This is a genomic window from Prevotella veroralis DSM 19559 = JCM 6290 (assembly GCF_000377625.1).
GTDB classification, from domain to species: domain Bacteria; phylum Bacteroidota; class Bacteroidia; order Bacteroidales; family Bacteroidaceae; genus Prevotella; species Prevotella veroralis.
The window spans coordinates 63,034-81,370 of sequence record NZ_KB898334.1; the positions used below are offsets into that span (position 1 = coordinate 63,034).

Consider the following 18,337-nt stretch of genomic DNA (forward strand, 5'->3'; position numbering starts at 1 on the left):
ACCTTAAAAAAATATACCAGTCAAGTCCACAAAAGGAACCAGATAATAATAATATCTACTTATTGACCTTCTTAAACTACCATATTATTGAGGGCTAAAAGTACTTATTTTTGCTATTCCAAATTTATTTTTTTGATAATATTGGTAAACCTTACTATATATAAATCTTATTATACGAAGAGCAATCTTACTTATAGCCAAAACGCTTTTTAATAGCATTTTTGCTATAGAAACTAACAATAGTATCATAAAAACAATGACTTGGACGATGAATTTACCAAGACAAAAACCAACTATACAAGCAAGAAGAACTATCATAATATTCTTTTTTAAGTGCAACGATTGGCTTTTAGAGCCACGATGTGATATATTTGTCTATCAAATATACAAATATATTTCAGTAAATACTACTGTTTCCCCTTAAAGTAAATTAGCTGTTTCTGTGAGCTTCTGTATATATTCAGACTTTAACTTAGATAATTCCTTTTCAAATTCTTCTCTTATCACTTCTATTTTTGCTTTAACAATAGTGTTTAAGGAAAAAGATTTAGTATAATTATCAGCATCTGCAACATTGAAATCTTTTGCAAATAGGAAATCCGCTGATATGTAATTAGAGTAAAAAAGTAGTAAACGCAGGAATGAGTCTGAATTAACTACCTTATCGTGTTCTATCTTAGATATTGTGATAACAGATATATCAGTTTGTTCAGCAACTTCCTGCTGCGTCATCATTAAATACCTGCGCACATTCTTTAAACGATTACCTAATTTCTCTTGCAGCAAATCACTTACATTTTGTGTCATATGTTTCTTCATTATTTTACAGGTTTACCAGGCGGTAAAAGTTCATTAATCATGTTTTCTATTTCAGACTCTATTCTATTAAAGTTACGACTAAGTATAACTTTCATATTTCGGTCAGAGCCAAAGTCATAAATAGGTGGAATCTCCTCATATTTTTCTTCCTCTGTCTTTATCCTCTTCATGTCGAAGTCTGTCTTACAGAAATACTTTGAAGTTTTAAACTCTTCTGAGTTTTCTATCTCAAAAGTGTTCATAGCTCCATTAGGAGTAGGGGTAAAATCTCGAGCAACTTGCCCTGCCAACCACCCAGTAGCCATATCTGCTATTTTTGCAGCAGGAAGTAGGTGATCCATTTTTTCAGATATAGAAGTAGAAACCTTTTGGTCATTAATAGAAATTGATTTACTTGTCTGTTTTACTTTTCCAAACACATCATTCTGTGCCCATTCAAGCGTTTCTTTGTTGCGTGCAGCACCCATAAATATATTACCACATGTAGCTATGATAGTTTGCATACCATTCTTTCCATAATCAGCTTCGAGTTGAGGTAGTTCCTGGAAGCCGAGTGTAACAGATACTTTGTTACTTCGTGCTGTACCTATTAATCGATCTATCTTATGAAAATAAAGTGTTGGCAACTCATCTATTATCAGACTACAGGGATAGTTGTTCTTACTATTAATCTTAACCACAAGGCGGTTTAGAATTAAAGCATTTAATGAACCTATAACCTGTTCCTTTTCAGGGTCATTAGCAATGACAAGATAACTTGGATTTGTCTTATCTGATATTTTTAAGTCAAAGTCATCACCTGTAAAAACCCAGTAGGCTTCCTCTGTAGCAAGGCGACCAGCAGCAACACGAAGTGTTCCTACCATACCTTCCAACTGATCCATAGCTTTATTTTTAAAAGCTGATTCAAAAGGAGCCATAAGGGGCTTGATAGCATTATCGCTCATCAATATCTTGAACACACTATCATATGATTTATTTAGGAATTGAAGCACGTGAGCCATATCAGAATATTCTCCTGTTATAGTGTCAGGCGTAACTCTATTCCCTTTACTATCTTCATACCATGCTTCAGTAATGGTAACAAGACAATTATCACTGTCTTTGTAAGAAAATCCCTCAAGTTCTACGAAGATTCCATCTTTGTCTAATGACATATTGACAAACTCTTCATTGTTAAAATCAAGTATAACTTCTCCCTTTTCGTTAATACCAGCATAATCCGTCCATTGTTTATACACAAGTTGCAATGTACCTTCTTCAACTTGGTCAATATTGATTATTCGTGTATAGTGGAAGAAGCGTTTTAGCTTTTTTCCTTTCAGATAACCTGTAGGATGAAAATTAACAAAGAAGTATATGATAGCTGCAAGAAAGTTTTCAGAAGCATTCTTAAAGAAAGCCTCTGAACCACCTTTTTTATCTCCACCTCCTTTGTTGAGAGACTCTAAAAGCGTTGCTGCTGTTTCTGATGCTGCTGCAATATCAGGTATGTATTTCTTTTGAATAGGATTGATACGATTCGAATATCTTACATTTGCAAAATTGATGATGCGGAATCCACAATTCTCAGGTAAATGACCATACTTCTTGTTCTTACAGTACTGATATAGTAGGTTCTTTGCAAGAGTTGGAAATTTGAAATCATATACCATCATTGTAAACCCTTTAGCTGAATGTTGACGAATAAAGGGGTCTATGATTCCAAATGACTTACCTGATCCAGGAGTTCCTAATACAAGAGTTGCACGAAAGGGGTTAATAATATTTATCCAACCATGGCGCATACGCTTCTTAAAGTAGAAAATCATTGGTATGTTTACAGAATATGGATTATCAACCTTATTCTCCATCTGTTGAAAGCTCTCATTTTCAAAGTTGAAACGGTCATCTCCAAGTTTGTGATTGAAGTACTTACTTATAGCATCCAATCCCTGATGAACAAGCATGATACCAATGACAGAACAAAAGGCATATATTATCCTATTGGTAGGTAAACCTAATATTGTTCCACCCCAGTTATCCTTATGTACCAATACACTTGTTAGTAGGAGATAAAAGCCAATACCTAATGGTATGACAACCATTGTCTTCATATTGAATTTCAACTCCTTCTTTGCCCTTGTTCCTGTACACGTAACTGCTATGCATACCAATTCCATAAACTTACAGCCAATAACACTATTAAAGAGCTTTAGCTTGTATAAGAAGGATAAAAGAAATTTTGTTATCGGATCACCTGTAAGAATTGGTAAATTCATAACAAGTTCAAGGATAAGGATAATATAGATACAACTTCTAAAAATATTGTATATCTGCTGCTGTTCCTTAGTTTCTTCTATTGCCATAGGTTAAAGTGTGTGTTTATTTATCTTACTTTTATTCTCAACACAGGACGTATTTGTGCCGCATCTGTTTTAAGGATAGACGAAACATAACCTGATTGAAGTGTTATACACTTTGCGTATAATTCTTCTGTCTGCGAAGAAGATCCGTCTGGTGTAGAACTTAAATAAGGAGAAGTTGAGAAAACATCTCCTTTGATAGTCTGCATAGATTTTCTAATAGTCTCTAAATTAGCTGATAGAGGTTCGATAATCATACTCATCTTTCTTACAAAGGAATTTTAATTCCTACAGTTAGTCCATTTCGGAAGGTATCTCCATGCATGAAGCATACATTGTTTTTCTGTTTGAGAACGAGTTTTACTCCACTACGTAAAGTATAGCTATATTCAAAACTACCTTCTGCACCAAAGAAATAATCACCACGTACAGCTCCTGCTATGGGACCGACATTGAGACGCAATGTTGAATTACGCCAACGGACGAGACTTTTCTTATAAACTATGCCACCATTCCAGTAGTAGTTTTTCCAAAAAGACTTACTACACACCTTACCACATTCGGGGTCCCTTTCCCAACGGTTTCCAGCTTCACCAAATATCTCGAAGGCGTTGTCATAACTCAATTCTTTTTCATAGCCAAAACTGGCGTTCAGAGTGTTTCTAAACATAATACCAGTGTTTAATGTAAAGAACTGGTCTCCATCACCTGCATAGGTATTTAATGTTACGGTGAGTAGTAACATTAGGGGTAATAGTATTTTTTTCATGTTCATATATTTTTCTCCTAAATTATCTATTACGTGAAAGACTCTTCATTAGATGTTCGTCAAACCCATCAGCATGTAATATATCTGAATATTCTATTGGAATATACAATACACGCCCTGATATTTGATTTTCAGAAATTTCCAAATTGAGTATCTTTTCATCAGGGAAAGTTAGCTTGTTCAACACAATAACATTACGATACCCTTTTTTGAAAGAAGTTGCTTTGTTAAGTTCATATACAGGAGTTAGCTCTATAGTTTGAGTATTAGTAGCTTTACTTTCTTTCTTATCTGTTAGCTTAACTCTTATCTCATCAATATCAAACTTAATGTTAGTGTTATTATACAAAGAGAAGTCTATGAAGAAATAATCATCTATAGAGTAGATATTATTAACAACAGCCTTTATCCCATATTTTTTATAATGGATATTATGGAAACGAGCAGATGTCCCATAGATAGCCCATGCAAGACGTGCCATATCAGCCTCTGGCATCATCACATCGGGATTAGTGTAGCGTTTAGTATCATATAAATCTATATTATAGATAGAATTTGCAAGTGCCGGACCTTTCACATAGACAATATTTAATTGTGCTATATGGCGTTCTCCAATAACAGTCATTGTACCTACAAGTTCATAGTTATACATTTTCCCTGCAGGTTTAATTCTTACAATATTATCTGCACATTGGTTGCCAATAATATTATTTGTTGATATATCTACGAGCTTAATATTTTCGGGCATGATAATGTGAGTCGTAACTTGCTCATTTACATATACAGTATTTTTGCGAAGATCGCTATCAAAGATATAAGCATCTTCTACACTCCCACGTTGGATATAATGCACCTTTGCAGTATCAGGTACAATTTCTTTATATCTCTTTTGCGCCCATACTGTTATTGTACTAAGGCACACTAATGATAATAGCATTATTTTTCTCATTACTTTTTCTTTTATTAAGTTATTCTTCATTTGATGTATTGATAAGATAAACGATAGTATTGTACTTAATACGTGCTTTGTTCTTACGCATATTGGAAGAAAGAGCACTGCTTGCCGACTGATAAATATTCTGTAGGGCTTGTAAAGCTACAGATTCTCCATTTACAGTACTTCCTGTATTATTGCCAAATTGCATATTCTGTTGAATAGCCTGCGCACCAGCTTCTTTCATCATGTCTCTAAAAGCAGACTCAGGAACATAAAATCCCTCCATACCATCATTGTCATATACTGATAAATTCACTTTAATGAATTTATTACCTACAAGAACACTTGTGATGCTTGCAAGTACACGTTGCTGACCAAAGCCTGTAACAAGTCCATACAAATATGTACCTTTTTTTAAAAGGATTTTATTAATCGTTACATCATCAAGGAGTTTGAAACGTAATCGAGTTCCCTCATGTGCTTTAGTAGTCTTATCTATCATTGCTTTGATTAGAGGGGAATCAATACTTTTGTTTGCAGTAACAGTATTGAACTTATCTGCATTTTGACTCTGTACCTTTTCTACCGTTTGTGGTTTTTCCTCTTTCTTAGTCTTTTTATTCTTTGAGGAATGTGAAGGACGTTGTGATTGCCCATTTCTATATCCATAGCTTGGAACATCATAATCATCATAGCTACCTCCATTATAACCATTATCTTCTCTAAAGTTATCCTCTACGGCTTTCTGTGCAGCACGACTTCGTTTCTGAATATATTCAAGTTCCTTTGCATAATCATCTAATTCGTCTTGACGACTACGAGTGCTATTCCTGCTTGATACTCTTCCTCCTCTATTATAACTATTATACCCTCCGTTAGCATAAGAGTTAATATGCTTACGGGATTCAGCAAGACTTCGCTCCATTTCCTCCTGAGCCTTCTGTTGTGCTTGTCGTTCAGCATTATCTTTGTCTATCTGATTCATTTCGTCCTCAGAATAGGCATTGCCAAGAGAATCTTTCTGCTCTACATCTTCTCCAAATCCTCCAATCGCAGAATAGCCATCGGCACCCATATTTAAATCTTCCATACCTGCCATCTTATTTTTCATCTCACTATTCTCTGCATCAGGAAGAGCCATGTTCAGAGAATCGGTAGCTACTTTCCCTGTTGTTGTATTTCCTCCATCAAATACTGATGAAATCTCATAGGCAAAGAACGTTAAAGGGAGAAATATTACCAGAGGAAAAATATACTTAGGCTGTTTTAAATTTAGCTTTCTCATTATTTTCCTTTCTTTAAAAAATTGACAATACGTTGTAATTGACGATAATCCTGTACTATACGTATAGAATCTTCATGACTTTTATCTTTAATCACCAAAAGAGAATCAAGTTCTCGATGAATAGATACTCCTTTATCAGTAACTTGCTTAAACTCTAATTTGGTTGTCTTCTTTGTTTCTTCAATCTGTCTAAGCCCATTCATCATAGGAGATATATCTTCGATAGAGTTCTCTTGCTTACTCATTTTCATCTCTATATTATCAGAAGACTTATCTCTTGTCATATCATAGACAATAGAAATAGCAGTTGTCACAAAAGCAAAACTAAGAGTACCTACAACTAAGGCAAAGAAAGTCTTTCGATTTTCTAATGCCCATTGGTTGCCTTGGTCTATTCTATCTCGTAGTTTCCAGCCATTGGACGCTTGCCTGCAAAGATACCGCAGCTGACGTTTGTATCTTGGCATATTCTTTTCGTTTTCTTTTCCTGTCATAGCTTTAATATTCAAGATCTGTATTCTTTAAAGTTCTCCAATGTGTTATGAGTAGTCCATGTGGATTATTCTGAGTGCGTGGTACAGTTTCTATATCACCTGTAGTAATGAGCGAACGTCTTATACTCTTTGTACGTCTCTTGATATTTTGGGTCCCATAATATGTGAATCTTCGTGTTCTTTCATCCAATTTTATACTATCACACATAATTGTACAGGTCGCAGAGGAAGATACAATATCAGAGAAGAAACCATTTTCTTCCATAGCTTGCTTCTGCTTCATAGCTGTGCCATCAGCCATATACATCGCTTTCCCTAATGTCCATTTGATGTAGTCATCATCAGGGGGGAGCGTGAAGAAATATTGGTGAAAGAGCTGTATATGGGCTTTTGCTTCCATAACGAAATTAGCTTCCTGTTTACTACGTTCAGCAAGGAATGGTATATCGCCATCAAGCACATATACTTGATTACGTTCATCTGACAAGACCTTAGCTCCATATATAATAAGCATAGCGCAGATAACTACGTTGCCGGCAATAGTCAGCAACACAGTCATCAAGGCAAGTTTTGTCTTCTTTTCTAAACTTTGTATTAACATATTCAATTAATAATCTACAATTCTATTTTTTCTTTCCACTATTATTAAGTTTTTCTGCTCGTTCTGATCCTGATATGAAACTCTTACCAATACTTGAATTACTAATTGCACTATTGACAAGAGAACCAGTAACAGAACCGCCACTTGAACGGCTTTGGTTATAGGCTCCAGCAACACTTGCAGCAGTACTTGCACCACCTGTTGCAGCTCCAACAGCGACACCGACTGCTGCACCAGCAGCACCAGCAGCTCCACCTGATGTACCGGCAGCCATAGAACCAGCACCAGAAGAAACACCTCCAGGAATGAGCCAAGAACATACCTCAGGTACCATACTTAGAATCTTGGCACCTGCTAACATTCCGACAACATACATGCAAGTCGTTCCAATCGCTTGCATACCAAGTGCACCTATATTATTCCAGCCAGCTGCGTTATGAAGAAGTTGATTATACGCTGTTAAATCTGACTTTAAATAGTACATTATTAGGAAGTCTATATAATAGACTATCAAATAAACAAGAAATCCCCATAGAGAAATTGTTAGATACTTTGAAATCCATTGTGACCATGCACTTCTCCAGGGTGGGACTATTGAAAGCGCAAACATAACAGGGCAGAAGAGTTTTAATACACTTAGAAATATACGTTGTCCAACCAACATTCCATAGTAAGTCATTTGGAATATTATTTCTCCTATAAAACGAATGATGTCATTTGCCCACTCGCTTATCTTCGTTTCAAGTAATACAGCAGCTTGTTTTGCAAAGTTCTGTATACTTATACCAATATTTTCTACTCCATGCTGAATTTTATCCCAAATCCCATCTTCTGTTGCAGCATCTTGGGCAGCCTTTTGCTCCTCTTGCTTTGACATTTGACTTCGAAGAGAATCCATGTATTCTTGTTGTTTTGTTGCAACAGCTCTTTCTAAAGTTGCAACCTGCTTATTTGCAGCTTTTGCCATTCCTTGCGTTCTACTTTCAAGCCAATTGCCTGGGACATCTAAAGCACTACAAATCAAAGGAGAAAATTGAATACAAATAGCAAGACCTAAAATACGGAGTATCTTTAGTACGTCCATAGCACGTCTTCCAAGAATCATCACCCAGCATTCGTATGAGCCAACGCACAAAGCAAGAGTTATTCCTAAGCCTCTTGCCATACTTTGCATTTCTCCAAACAATCCATTTGTCGGAGCAGACTTCATAACACTCATAAGTTCAGCCAAACTTTCATCTATGACAGGTAAGCCCATTGTTAGAAGCTGATTAACAAAGGCTGTCATCATCATATTTATGCTCAATAATTGGTCTATCATAATCATCATTCTTATGAATTAATAAAAAGCTTTTGCGAAACGTGCAAGAGTTGTTACCTTCTTTACAAGTTCTTCCATATCTTTCTTTGCTTTAGCAAACCCTCTTTCTCTTTTTGCATTTTCAAGTTCATATCCAACTCCTGTTTTGCGAAGGTAGGCTATGTTTGAAGTTATCACTTCATTTCTATCTGTGAGTTCTTTAATACTTCCAGCCATCTTACCTTTACTTTTTATCATACAATAAGTCAATCCTTCTGTAATGGACGATTGCATGTCCGTGAATAACTCCTTATATTTCCCATATACCAGGTCAGAGTTTCGGTCAGCTGCACGTGCTATTTCTTCATTATGGAGTTCTTCTATCTTTTTACGTTCTTTTTCTATAATTTGTTGTTTTAAAGCTTGAACAGCGACCTGCTTTTCTCGACGTGGGGCAACAGTTTTAACGTTAGAATCACTTTCCTTGAAGACAACACGCCAGCCTGATTTAAAGCCTCTCCATTCCCATTTTTTGCTTGCGCCACTATAATTTTTATGGAAAAGAAGGTACCACCAATCGGGAGAGAAATCCCAATGTCCTTGTTCCATAGAGCGAATCTGATGCTCTTTCTGTGAATCGTGAACAGGCTGCTGAGCTGTTACAGTTAAAGTCACAGTTAAGAAGATTATAAAGAAAAGTATTCTTTTCATATCTCTGTAAGATTTTTATTCCATGAGTTTATTATATCGTTTGCTATGCCTGTATAGACTTCGCTGTTGAGAATGTCCCATATATAATCGTATTTAAATCCTCCAATGGCAACACAACGACTCCAAAAAAGTGCTTGGTTGATAATACCACGTATGATTGCTACCTGCTCCTGAATATTAAAGATAATCTCCATACGCTCATCCATTGATGCTTTAAGAATGTTTGTTTCAGAAGCAACGAGTAAAGCTACAGATTTTTTTAAGAGCGACACTCTCTTACTTACATTGTAGTTCGCCTCTGCAAAATACCATGCTACCTGTGGTTTACGTAGTAGATTCTTTCCCATTAATTTTGTGAATTGTATATATTCCTTTACTGTACTTCCTACATCAAGTGTTGTCTTTGACATAGCAGCAGCAAGAACTATCCATTGATGTGCATTATTGAGCTTTGTATTTAGGGTGGTTCTAACATCATTAAACTTAGTAGCATTATCTGTTACAAGTTGCTGTTCTATATAACTTGTGTTCACTTGATTTACAGAAGCATCCTCGGCTTTAGCCATTTTCTTATGTAGATTTATAAGTGCTGTTATTGTAGGCATATCAGCAGGAAACTCGATTCCAGCATGACTATATGTAAAGGAGCCAACTATAAAAAGTAGTATAAGCAGAATCTTTTTCATTCTTTACAGGATAAAATGAGAGTGATAAACTTTATTAACCTTGCATTTCATACTTCCAATCATTGATAACACCTTGAACCATGTTTGCTCCCTGGAAATATGTAGCCCAAGTCAAAGGGTCTATATTGTACATGAAATTACTGAATGTACGACAATATTCGCATATGTAGACGATTTGGTTAAGCCGTGTGTTAATATCAACGATATGAGCTAACAATTCATTAGCTAATGTAAGGCGTTGATACCGATCAAGGAAGTTATATCCATCTCCTTTCCCTAAGTGAGCATTTTGTAACAGGGTGGATATCTTGTCGTTACTTTTCCCACTTGTAAATGCGGAAAAATCAACTTTACCATTATTTACTATGTCTACAAATTTTTCTACTAAACCTACAACATCTGTCTGAATATTAACTATTTCATTTAAACTATTGACGTAGTTAATACCAGGACAACGATTAATAGCCTTTACAGCTCTTGCAGTGTTACCAGGTACTTGTAAGAAGTTGTCAACCATTTGTCTATAATAGGCTGATTCTTCTCCAAATCCGCTAATATTCTGCATTGACATGCGATAAAGTTCTTTTATGGACTCCATCGAAGCTGTATAGGACATAATCTTTTCTTGCTTCTTACGTATTTCCTCCAATGTCTTATTATGGATAATTTCTATGGAACTCTGAATAGCAGTATTAGCCGTTACTGCTGCTACACTTTTCTTATCAATTACTAATCGCACTACAGTAGCATTACTTGAAACGCAGTATAATAATAAGACAATTAAACTCAATAATATTTTTTTTATTGATTCCATAAGCTCATAATATTTTGATGTTTATTAACGAGGACTGCAAAGTCAAAGTACCTACTAATTTTCATAGCTTTCCTGTCAGCCTCTATATGGGCAATTGCTTGCTCAATATCATCATTGAAAACTCTTTCATAGACTTTTAAAGCCTCTTTCTCAACACGTTCTGTGGTAAAAGCCCAGTACCATTCTGGAGGGACTTCTACAGAGTACACATCAGAGTATTGCCCACGGCTTATCCATACTTCTTTATGATAAGGGATACCTTCTTTGGGAGGTAAAGCATTAACAGTAAAAATCTGTTGTCGTTGGACATCTGTTAATCCAAGGATTGCTGAAATATCCTCATATCTATCCTTAAATTTACTTTGATCCAAAAGTATTTTTACATCAGAGTTATTGATGATTGCCTCCTTAACAATAGGAGAATCTATCACATCATTGAGTTCCTGTGTAACGACACCTGCAATACCATTGAACTTACGAACTGTTTTGTAGAGATACTTAATATATCCTGCCATTGTAGGGGAAGATATTGCTTTCCACGCTTCTTCAATGATGAGAGCCTTTCGACCTTTCTTTAGACGCATTTTCTGTAAAAACACATCCATAATAATCAAGACGACAATAGGGAAAAGAATAGGGTCATCTTTTATCTTATCTATCTCAAAGACAATAAACTTTTCATCAAAAAGAGACTTATCAAGGTCATTATTTAGAGTATGCTCCAATTCTCCACCTTTATAGAATTGCTCCAAGATAGCTGCAAAGTCATCTATATCGAAGTCTATTTTCTTTTCAGCCATTATTTGAGGTATACGCTCTAAAGCAAATTCATAATATGTATTGAATGATAGGTTGGTTACGTGTAGTTTACGACGTTTCTTTTCCATTCTATCAATCTTCTTTTCAATACGCATCAGATATTTTCCCTCGATAAGCTCTGGCATTAGGCGAATTAGTTGTCTATTAGCATTCTGCTTTTCACCATCAGATGCAGCCTTATCATTAACTATATTGCGCAGCTTATTAACTTGACGTTCTACTTTTGCGTGATGATTCTTTTCTTCCGTAGTAAAGTCAAAGTCATCAGCGTTATTTTCAGAATTAGTTTCTTCTGAAATATTATCATTGTTCACATCGTCTATATTTCCCTCCAGCTCATCAATACGATAATCATCACCGTACTTTTCCTCTAATTTCTGCTCATATTTATCAAATTCTCCATTCTTTTTTTCTTCAAGCAAAAGACGTTCACGTAGACGTTCCCTTTCTTTTTCAGAGAATTTTTCAAATGGGTGAAAGTACTCTTCATAATACTCAACAAGAGTTTGATTGATAATTTTATCTTCAATCTTTGTTGGTTCTTCATTTCCTTTGAATATAAGGAAGATTAGAGACTTTAAGAACTGCTTTTTCTCACCAAAATTTAGATTATACTCATCAGTTGTAATACTGAATGGATTCATTGAGATTGGTTTTTCTTTACTATAAGTTATGTAAGTGCCATGGAAATAATGGCTTATACCTTCATAACTATCTCCTGTATCAATCATAACGACATCAGTATCTTGCATGAGAAGCTGTGCAACAACTGAATTCATATGGAAACTCTTTCCACTTCCACTCGGACCCAGGCAGAAAAAGTTAGCATTGTCTGTCATCTTAATCTTTCCTTCCTTTCCTGTGATATCTATAGAAACAGGTATTCCTTGTCTATCTGTATAATAGACATTCAGCCGAGACTCTTCGCTATGTTTCATATGTTCTTTATAGAACAAACATATTGCTGCATCTGCAAGGGTAAGAAATAAATCATACTCCTTATTGAGAGAATAGGACATGCCAGGGAAAGAGTTTGCAAACAACTCTAACTGGTTATAACAAGCCTTTGATGGCATAATACCACAATCATATAGTTTTGTCTCTAAAAATGAACTTACGTCGTTTATTTTGGCAAGCGGACAAGATGTTATAATATTAAAGTTACAATATACAAGCAGCTTGCTTTCTTTGGCAAGTAGGTCAAGAACGAGGTCTATATCTGCTTTTGCAATCTTGTTACTTGGGTCAGGCATCGAATCATGACGTTTTGCCTTACTTTGTAACTTGCGCATTAGTGGACGCTGTTGGGGTATCTGTATAACCTGATTATAGATAACACAGTCAGTAGATGGTATATCTGCAAGAAATGATAGTAGGTCAGTTGCTATATTAAAGCCATTGACAGGCATTGTATTAAATGGACGAATGAATGTAGGTAAATCTATAGTGTCTATATTAACCAAAGAAAAAGATTTGATGGCTCTTTCTCCTGATTTAATATATTCATCAGTTACATTCATATTATTCAAAGAGAAAGGCTGTGGTTTAAAATCGAAAGCAAGAAAACGGTGTACATATTCTGCAACCTCCTTTTTATTGAGTTTGTAATGTGGTATGTTTTTTTCGGATAAGATATTAATGACCTTACCGACTTTTGAATGAAAATCAAGCCATGCTTTAGGGTCGTACTTCACGAAGGAACTCTGCTTGAATTCCTGTGTAATGATTAGGAATGTGCGAATATTAGTATATTCACGTCCCTTGAAGTAATTAAAATATGATTTATAGAGAAAGCTCATGTCATCAGTGATAGCATGATTATATCCCTGCTTGCAGAAAACATCTTGCTTTTGTATACAATAGCCTTCTCCTAATGTTTGGATTATGTTGCTTAATATATCAGCATAGCTATAATAAAGCTCAGCATCCGTACAATATTGTTGGATGGGGTTCTCTATCTCGATAATAACAGACCAATTACCATTCTTTGAAAAAAGAACGGTATTCATGACTTCTCCACGTGCATCCTTGATTTCTTCAAGTTCTGCATACAGCTTATCAAATGGTCTCTCTTTTTTCTTTGCCATAGCTAATAATCAAATAATCCTGTGTAATGTACAATTCCTTTATAACGTTTCTTTGCGTGTAATCCAAGTTTTTGCTTGATAAAGATGATGATAATTCCAGTACCAGCAATAACTGCAAGGGCAATAGCACCGGCAAAGAAATTAATTATAATGTTAAATACAAGAAAGCCAATAAAACCTAATAAGAATGTACCAGCAGCATAATAAATAAACTTTCCACGAATTCCCATCAACTCTAATGGCTTTTGTAGCCCCTTAAAGACAGGATAACTATTGAACTCTTCCATATCAAACAAATAAATATAGATTGATGAGATATACACCGATATAGCTTAACAATTTCTATATCGGGTATATCCTGCTCAACCTATTTGAAGAACATTGGGAGTGCTGTAGCCATAGCTACCATAGCAACACAACCTCCAATAGTCATCATAATGGTCTTCTTCACATCTTGGTCACCATTCTGCATCTTAAAGTAGACATTAAACGCACCTACCAAAACAATGACAGCAGAGATGGCATACATCAGCTTTTTCACGGGTTCAGCATAGCTACTGATCTCTGTAGTAGCTGACGTAAAACCACCAGCACCTCTACTCTGTGCAAAAGCTTGTACACCGCCCATGAAGCCGAGCATGAAAAGGGCGAATCCACGATTGAGAGAACTCTTTGATTTTCCTGCCATCTTCTTGGCAGAGTTAAAATAATGCTTTAATTGAAACATTTAAATTATATTTTTTGATATTTCGAATTAAAGTACCGATAAAAGAAGCCTTTTAACAATTACCGCATAGTGATAAATCGTCTGGACGGCTTAGAACCTATTGTGTATTTTAAATGAAGATATTATATAGAGGAGGGTGTCATAGCTTTTACTACAATATCAAAGTTAGAGCCTTCCTCTTTGTTTTCTAACGAAGTTATCAGAGTAGAGAGGGTGTCAGCTTTAATACCTCCTGACATTGCAAAGGTAGTCCCACCTTCATCATTATTAGAATTTTCTGTAGCTTGTTCTACAGTCTTACCCTGAATGACATTTGAAGGAGAAGTCAATACAGACTTATCTTCTTCACTCCTGTCTTCATCAGCATTAAACTGGGTGAAGTCTCCTAATTCATCTTTAATATCTACTTCCTGCTCATCAACAGCAGCAGTGGTCACCACTTCACCTGACTTGTCGAAGTAGAGGTCATAAACGATATTGTAACCATAATAGCCAATATAGCCAATTATGATAATGGTCATGAATGTACCAAACATAAATTTAAATCTTTTAAATATCTTCGTTTTCTACAAAATTTTAAAGTTCAGGTGAAGTGCTTTGCAGAAACTTTCACAAAAGTATAGCTTAATTTACAACTACACGTTTCCCAATGAAAAATACAACAATGAGGGAAATGAATTAGCTATAAAATAACATTTCACATAGTTTAGAATGCAATAATAACCACTTATAGATACAAAAGAAAAACGGACTACTTTTCAGTAGTCCGCTTAAATTAATTAACCATCTGGTTATTGCTGCTTCTTGACAACTTCCCATGGACGATTAGAGGGATAATAGTTACCACTCTTTTCTGTAGAACGCGCTGTATATTTTACAGTCACGACATCACCAACATGTACGTCGAACTTACTAATATTTTCTTCTCCAAAGGTTTCAAGTACCCAATGCTCGGGATACTGTTGCCCCTGTTCTTCAACAACCCATTGTTGAGAAGACCATTTCCCTCTCTGACTCTCACCAGTTTTTACTTCACCGATGGCAATTACCTTTCCATTACATTGTGACATAATTTTCTATATTTAAAGTGTTTATTGATAAAGTTAGTTCCTTATAAGCTCTTCTGCTATTTGATTTTCAGCCTCTCCATTCTCAAAAACAAAATCTATAGGATAGTATTCTTTGATTGGAGTAATGATATTGAAACCCAGCTTTTGAGCTTCATTTTCAATGTTATCGTGGCGACGTGTTTCGTCATCTATATAGACATTGATATCATTTCTTTCTACATCATATCTACATCGCTTTAAGCGGTCACGCATACGATATTTCTGTTTATTAGGGAATACTTTTAAGTTTGTCTTAGGGTTTAAACCAAAGATTGCACGAGCACGTTCCTTCTTGATAAGACGAATACGAGCTTCTGACATTATTTTTTTTGTTGCTTCCTTGCTACGTTTCTTATAGCCCTTATTGGTCGCTTTGTTAATAATACTCTTTACTGATGACAATGATATATCCAATTTATCTGCAATGGATCTATAAGAGTTTAGTTCAGACATTTTAAGTACATTTGCTTCCAAAGCAGAATGTATCTTGCGTTTGGCACACACTTTCTTTAATCCTAACTCGTAAGCCTTCTTTTTCACCGAGGGAACTGAAATACCGAGGTGCTTTGCTAAATTTCCATTAGTTTTAAAAGCATAGTTCTCTTTCAAGAACTGCTCCTTCTCTTCATTCCATATTGTTGTAGTCTTGCTCATTTTTCTTCTTTCTCAATTATGTTTATGATAGAACTGTCACTATTCTCTTGATAAAACATGGTAGAAGGACTTGGAGCTTTTTCCTCATTATAGAATAGCTTTCCTTGTTCATAAAGTTGCTCTCCTCTTTTGTACATAGACGGTGAAATGGCTACAACCCATGTCACACCAGCAATTAATAGTACTAAAATGTATTTTGCCATTTTTGATACTATCTTTGTTCCATATTTTTGAAAATAGTTCTTAATCATAGAACGTACATTTATAGCAATGATTTTTCAGACTTCCTATACTCGTTAAAATTCTTCTTATAATGAAGTATAAAACTTCGAAGAATAGCATTAACTACTGTCTGAGTAGTATAGCCTCCAACTACGTACTTCTTGAAAGTTGCAAGAATATCTTTGTCTACTTTGCAGAAACTTACATTTCCATCTTTCCCTACAGTTTTAGGCTGTTGGCTCTCTGTGGCACATTGTTCCCAAAAGGCTGTCCATAAGGCATCACCATTAACTATTTTTGGTTGCTCAAGCACCTTGGCTGATGTCTTGGAACTGTTCTTTTTTTTAGCTTCTGTAGGGGATGTTGATGATGCAATAGAAGGAACTGCTGCTGGTGATACTTCTACTTGACCATGAATGTCATGTAACATTCCCTCGAGTGTTCCCGGAAGTTCCATCATTGAAGATGCTGCTGCTGCGATATCTGTTTTATACTTAGTCATTGTCGTTTACTTTATAAATGGTTTTAAAGATAAAATCAAAGCACTGTTTTGTGAGTTTATCAGCTTTATCACTATTACTGATAGTATTGTAGCGTTCCAAATCGGCATAATTACCAATGCGAGGAGCAAGAATACCATATTTTTTGAAAAACTCATCTACAATCTTCCATGCTTGTAATTCACTTCCTTTACCTACTCGTACATCATACTTATTGCATACAAAGATAAATTGTGCTTTAATCTGTGGATAAGCTTGTTTTAAACGCAAGACTGCAAGAATAAATGCACGTGTCGAATCTATCGTATTCAAGTCATAGTGATAAGGACAAACAATATAATCCGCATTAGCAAGTAATTCTTTCATTCCCTCCTGTGTCAAACTTCCTGGGGTGTCTATGATTGTTGTTCCTGCTAATCCTCTTAAAGTTAGCATGATGTTTCGTGTGCTGGAAGGGTCTTTTATCGTAACAGACTGTACGTTATAAGGTATATCTTTCTGTCTACGACTATCATCTTTACGACGACTGGCAAAAGTTTGCTGGGGATCTGCATCAATGACAAGTAGAGACACGTTGCGTGTGTCTGATAGATAATTAGAAAACAAACCACATATAGTAGTCTTACCAACTCCGCCTTTTTGATTGGCAAAGAGGATAATCTTATTATCTCTGATTTGATTAGAATTGTCTACTTCCATATCAATTCCTCCTATTTTACTTTTGTAAAGCCATTCTCTGGGATAAAGCTGACACTAACGATATTATCTGTTGGCTTTATACTAATGTTAAGATTTTCGTTTCGGATTAACTTATCATCCTTGAAAACCTTTGCATGAACAGATACCTCTCCACTTTCTTCCATTGAATTAGTGAGAACAAGTGCTGCTGAGAATGATGAATACGCACCCTTTATTTGAGCTGATGCATACGAAAAAGGAGTATTCTCATAGACTTGCTTCCAAATCATATTCACGTCCTGTCCAGTAGAGGTGTGCATAGTCATGCCTTTCCCCTTTAAGTCCCATACATGAAACTCAAGAACTGGATTAAACTTAGCATAGTCGCCCGATAAAGACAATTCCATTTTCATGACAGAATTGCTGTTGTTGATAACTTCCTGCTCATCGTCTGATTTTGAACTACACGATGTTAGAGCTATTGGCAAAGATGTACATACTACCAACGCTGCAATAATAAAATAAGATTTCTTCATTTTTATCATATTTAAAATACACATTACTTTACTATGAGTTCTTAAAGAACTTGATTGTTGCGGTTTTAATGAAAAACCTGCTAAAACAACAATCTCCATAGTTTGGTAGGTCACTTGAACAAATGTTCAGAGGAGCGGGACCCCATAACATGTAATTCGCTGACAACAGTACAAGTCTGCCTTTACACCTTAACAATAGGGGTCAGCAATGAAATATGATACTGCAAATATAGGTATAATATAT

Annotated in this window: 22 protein-coding genes; all 22 read right to left on the reverse strand. The window is 35.5% G+C overall.

All coding sequences use genetic code 11. The features are described from left to right. Positions 1–420: 420 nt before the first annotated feature. The 22 genes from D464_RS0109465 to D464_RS0109565 all read right to left on the reverse strand — a co-directional run bounded on the left by D464_RS0109465 (position 421) and on the right by D464_RS0109565 (position 18,093). Positions 421–819: a helix-turn-helix domain-containing protein gene (locus tag D464_RS0109465; protein WP_018911191.1), complete on the reverse strand. Its 399-nt coding sequence runs from the start codon at positions 817–819 to the stop codon at positions 421–423. After that, positions 819–3,167: a type IV secretory system conjugative DNA transfer family protein gene (locus D464_RS0109470; RefSeq protein ID WP_018911192.1), complete on the reverse strand. Its 2,349-nt coding sequence runs from the start codon at positions 3,165–3,167 to the stop codon at positions 819–821. The genes D464_RS0109465 and D464_RS0109470 overlap by 1 nt, the downstream gene beginning before the upstream one ends. Positions 3,168–3,187: 20 nt before the next feature. After that, positions 3,188–3,427: a hypothetical protein gene (locus D464_RS12655; protein ID WP_232527468.1), complete on the reverse strand. Its 240-nt coding sequence runs from the start codon at positions 3,425–3,427 to the stop codon at positions 3,188–3,190. A 5-nt stretch (positions 3,428–3,432) separates the two neighbouring features. Beyond that, positions 3,433–3,933, reverse strand: a complete 501-nt coding sequence (locus D464_RS0109475) for a hypothetical protein (RefSeq protein ID WP_024985821.1) — start codon at positions 3,931–3,933, stop codon at positions 3,433–3,435. Between the two features lie 22 nt (positions 3,934–3,955). After that, on the reverse strand, positions 3,956–4,882 hold the full coding sequence (gene traN / locus D464_RS0109480; protein ID WP_024985822.1) for a conjugative transposon protein TraN: 927 nt from the start codon (positions 4,880–4,882) through the stop codon (positions 3,956–3,958). 19 nt (positions 4,883–4,901) lie between these two features. Then, positions 4,902–6,155, reverse strand: a complete 1,254-nt coding sequence (gene traM, locus D464_RS0109485; RefSeq protein WP_018911194.1) for a conjugative transposon protein TraM — start codon at positions 6,153–6,155, stop codon at positions 4,902–4,904. Further along, a complete protein-coding gene (locus D464_RS0109490; protein WP_238309086.1) occupies positions 6,155–6,649 on the reverse strand; it encodes a hypothetical protein in 495 nt (164 codons plus the stop codon). The genes traM and D464_RS0109490 overlap by 1 nt, the downstream gene beginning before the upstream one ends. Positions 6,650–6,653: 4 nt before the next feature. Next, a complete protein-coding gene (gene traK, locus D464_RS0109495) occupies positions 6,654–7,250 on the reverse strand; it encodes a conjugative transposon protein TraK (protein WP_018911195.1) in 597 nt (198 codons plus the stop codon). A gap of 22 nt (positions 7,251–7,272) precedes the next feature. After that, positions 7,273–8,571, reverse strand: a complete 1,299-nt coding sequence (locus D464_RS0109500) for a hypothetical protein (RefSeq protein ID WP_051076971.1) — start codon at positions 8,569–8,571, stop codon at positions 7,273–7,275. Between the two features lie 18 nt (positions 8,572–8,589). After that, positions 8,590–9,261 (reverse strand): DUF5045 domain-containing protein, encoded by a 672-nt coding sequence (locus tag D464_RS0109505; protein ID WP_018911197.1) that lies wholly within the window; start codon positions 9,259–9,261, stop codon positions 8,590–8,592. Beyond that, on the reverse strand, positions 9,258–9,947 hold the full coding sequence (locus D464_RS0109510; RefSeq protein WP_018911198.1) for a hypothetical protein: 690 nt from the start codon (positions 9,945–9,947) through the stop codon (positions 9,258–9,260). Before D464_RS0109510 ends, D464_RS0109505 begins: the two co-directional genes overlap by 4 nt. A 34-nt stretch (positions 9,948–9,981) precedes the next feature. Next, the gene (locus D464_RS0109515; protein ID WP_232212638.1) at positions 9,982–10,686 is read right to left on the reverse strand and encodes a hypothetical protein; all 705 of its coding nucleotides are present in this window, start codon (positions 10,684–10,686) and stop codon (positions 9,982–9,984) included. Positions 10,687–10,748: 62 nt separating this feature from the next. Continuing rightward, positions 10,749–13,667 carry a TraG family conjugative transposon ATPase gene (locus D464_RS0109520; RefSeq protein WP_018911200.1) on the reverse strand — a complete coding sequence of 973 codons (2,919 nt, stop codon included), beginning with the start codon at positions 13,665–13,667 and terminating at the stop codon, positions 10,749–10,751. 2 nt (positions 13,668–13,669) lie between these two features. Beyond that, positions 13,670–13,954 (reverse strand): hypothetical protein, encoded by a 285-nt coding sequence (locus D464_RS0109525; protein ID WP_009434256.1) that lies wholly within the window; start codon positions 13,952–13,954, stop codon positions 13,670–13,672. 80 nt (positions 13,955–14,034) lie between these two features. Then, a complete protein-coding gene (locus tag D464_RS0109530) occupies positions 14,035–14,394 on the reverse strand; it encodes a DUF4134 domain-containing protein (protein ID WP_018911201.1) in 360 nt (119 codons plus the stop codon). A 122-nt stretch (positions 14,395–14,516) separates the two neighbouring features. Then, complete coding sequence (locus D464_RS0109535; protein WP_018911202.1) at positions 14,517–14,930, reverse strand: hypothetical protein; 414 nt, start codon at positions 14,928–14,930, stop codon at positions 14,517–14,519. Between the two features lie 255 nt (positions 14,931–15,185). After that, positions 15,186–15,464, reverse strand: a complete 279-nt coding sequence (locus D464_RS0109540; RefSeq protein WP_018911203.1) for a DUF3127 domain-containing protein — start codon at positions 15,462–15,464, stop codon at positions 15,186–15,188. A gap of 33 nt (positions 15,465–15,497) precedes the next feature. Beyond that, a complete protein-coding gene (locus tag D464_RS0109545) occupies positions 15,498–16,157 on the reverse strand; it encodes a hypothetical protein (protein WP_018911204.1) in 660 nt (219 codons plus the stop codon). Next, on the reverse strand, positions 16,154–16,408 hold the full coding sequence (locus D464_RS0109550) for a hypothetical protein (RefSeq protein WP_018911205.1): 255 nt from the start codon (positions 16,406–16,408) through the stop codon (positions 16,154–16,156). Before D464_RS0109550 ends, D464_RS0109545 begins: the two co-directional genes overlap by 4 nt. 11 nt (positions 16,409–16,419) lie before the next feature. Beyond that, positions 16,420–16,881 (reverse strand): hypothetical protein, encoded by a 462-nt coding sequence (locus D464_RS0109555; RefSeq protein ID WP_009434260.1) that lies wholly within the window; start codon positions 16,879–16,881, stop codon positions 16,420–16,422. Beyond that, positions 16,874–17,578 carry a ParA family protein gene (locus D464_RS0109560; RefSeq protein ID WP_018911206.1) on the reverse strand — a complete coding sequence of 235 codons (705 nt, stop codon included), beginning with the start codon at positions 17,576–17,578 and terminating at the stop codon, positions 16,874–16,876. The genes D464_RS0109555 and D464_RS0109560 overlap by 8 nt, the downstream gene beginning before the upstream one ends. A gap of 11 nt (positions 17,579–17,589) precedes the next feature. After that, positions 17,590–18,093, reverse strand: coding sequence for a hypothetical protein (locus D464_RS0109565; protein ID WP_238309090.1), 504 nt, complete (start codon positions 18,091–18,093; stop codon positions 17,590–17,592). Between the last annotated feature and the right edge of the window lie 244 nt (positions 18,094–18,337).